Source organism: Flavobacterium sp. (assembly GCF_040382755.1).
Lineage (GTDB): Bacteria > Bacteroidota > Bacteroidia > Flavobacteriales > Flavobacteriaceae > Flavobacterium.
Genome location: NZ_JBEIET010000231.1, coordinates 1 through 1884, shown reverse-complemented (window position 1 = coordinate 1884; position 1884 = coordinate 1). Strand labels below are relative to the sequence as shown.

At 33.4% G+C, this 1884-nt stretch carries 1 protein-coding gene; it reads left to right on the top strand.

Annotated elements, in window-relative coordinates:
• Window positions 1-776 precede the first annotated feature (776 nt).
• Window positions 777-956, top strand: a complete 180-nt coding sequence (locus tag ABWO04_RS11575; RefSeq protein ID WP_353079842.1) for a hypothetical protein — start codon at window positions 777-779, stop codon at window positions 954-956.
• Window positions 957-1884: the final 928 nt, after the last annotated feature.

Below are 1884 nucleotides of genomic sequence, written 5' to 3'. Positions count from 1 at the left end.
GCACAAGACCAGAAGCGAACCGGGGCCCGCAGGTACGGGGAGCCGCAATTATACCTCGGATCTAGTCAACTGCAACTGTAAATGATAGCAATTTTGTTATACATCGTTTGGTGTGTGAGAGATGTAATTTGACACCAAAGAAATGATGTGTCTTTGATGGCGGTTGTGGTATTGATGGCTGTAGGCTTTAAGAACCCTAACAATTGTTGAATTTTTTAGCTAAAGGTTGATCTATGAAATTACTCGTGGGTGATTATTTTTAGATTTTTAATTTTAAAAGTATGCGACATTCATTGCATCGCAAAGTCTAATTATTAATTGTTTTTAAAAATAGACTCGTTAAATTTGTACATTGAGAATCATTTTTTATTGTTGAGCTGCGTGCAGCGTTGAGCTCACTTTATGAAAGTAACTTTTTACTTTTGCCCTCTAATAGGCTACTTGGTCAAATTCGAGATGTCAACAAAGGCCAAGTGAATTGAATTGAAACGTTTTGACTGAATAAACTGCACTGTTTGTACATAAAGTAGATTTTTTTGGAAAAAGTCGGTCTAATTATTAAATATTTGTTTTTAAATACAAGCTCGTTAAATTTGTAACTTAAGAATCATTTTTTATTGTTGAGCTGCGTGCAGCGTTGAGCTCACTTTATGAAACTAACTTTTTACTTTTGCCCTCTAATAGGCTACTTCGTCAAATTCGAGATGTCGACAAAGGCATTTGGTGCGGTAAGTGAAACAAATTCAAACGTTTTAACTGAATAACTGCACAAATAAATGAAACAACAATTTAAAATGGTGTGTATTTGTAAAAGTTGTATTTATTTAAAAATTTTAGAACGTGAATATGCAACTGTTGAAATTGCGCAGTCAACTTTTTCCAGCCTTCCTTCTTTTTCTTGGTCGTCGTTTGGTCGTCGTTTGGTTGTCGTTGAAGGTTGTCGTTGGCTGCTGTAAACATCAAAAATTACTTTATTATTTAATGTTAAGAGAAAAAATGTTTAAATCCATAAACTTAACATTTGATGCAGCTTAATTGTCTAATTGTAAAATACGTTATCGATTTCAAAAATGTTGAATTTGAATGACTATAGATTCAATTTTAGCAAGTGGGTCATTATGTTACGTAATCACAAAAGCTAGTTTAGCGTACATGCGTACAAACTTTTGCATGTGTGTTTGTGTGCCAGTAGTGTTAGTGAAGTTGATTGACTTCACCTCTTTTGTTGTAGCAAAAGACACGAGTTGTAAATGTTTGATTGTTTTTTGAACAGAGTTAAGTACGTTTATTTCATGTTAGTTAGTAATAGTCACTTGTTTAAGTAAAATAATTACATCTAAATTAACTAAAACCTCTTTTTAGTTTTGCTACAAACTTTCAACTGCCAACACGACGTCGTTAGTTTACTTTTTCTAAGTTAGTTTTAACGCTTGTTTTTAGTTGCCTCTACATTTTTTATTTTTTTGCTGTCATTGAAATTTTATTTGCTGCAAACTAATGAAGTTTGTAATGTAAATACGCTTCTACGTTTTTGGTGAAAGTTTCAAAAAATTATATTACACATATCTTAATTATTTAACTGGTTTTGAGTATACAAATTTCTAGTCTATACAATTATGCGTTTTTGGGCAGCTAACTATGACGCTTCCGCGGTGACCCAATGGTTACCAGCGTTTAAAATGAGCTTCCTGTAATGTTATTTTAATAGACTAGGCAAAAATGAAAAATTGGGCAGCGCTTCCGCGGTGACCCAATGGTTACCAGAACTTAAAATGGGCTTTCTGTAATGTTGTTTTAATTAAACTAAGCAAAAATGAAAAATTGGGCAGCGCTTCCGCGGTGACCCAATGGTTACCAGAACTTAAAATGGGCTTTCTGTAATGT

Bases quoted from the DNA above. Each gene is read 5' to 3' on its own strand.
- ABWO04_RS11575 (WP_353079842.1), top strand. From the start codon at position 777: ATGAAACAACAATTTAAAATGGTGTGTATTTGTAAAAGTTGTATTTAT.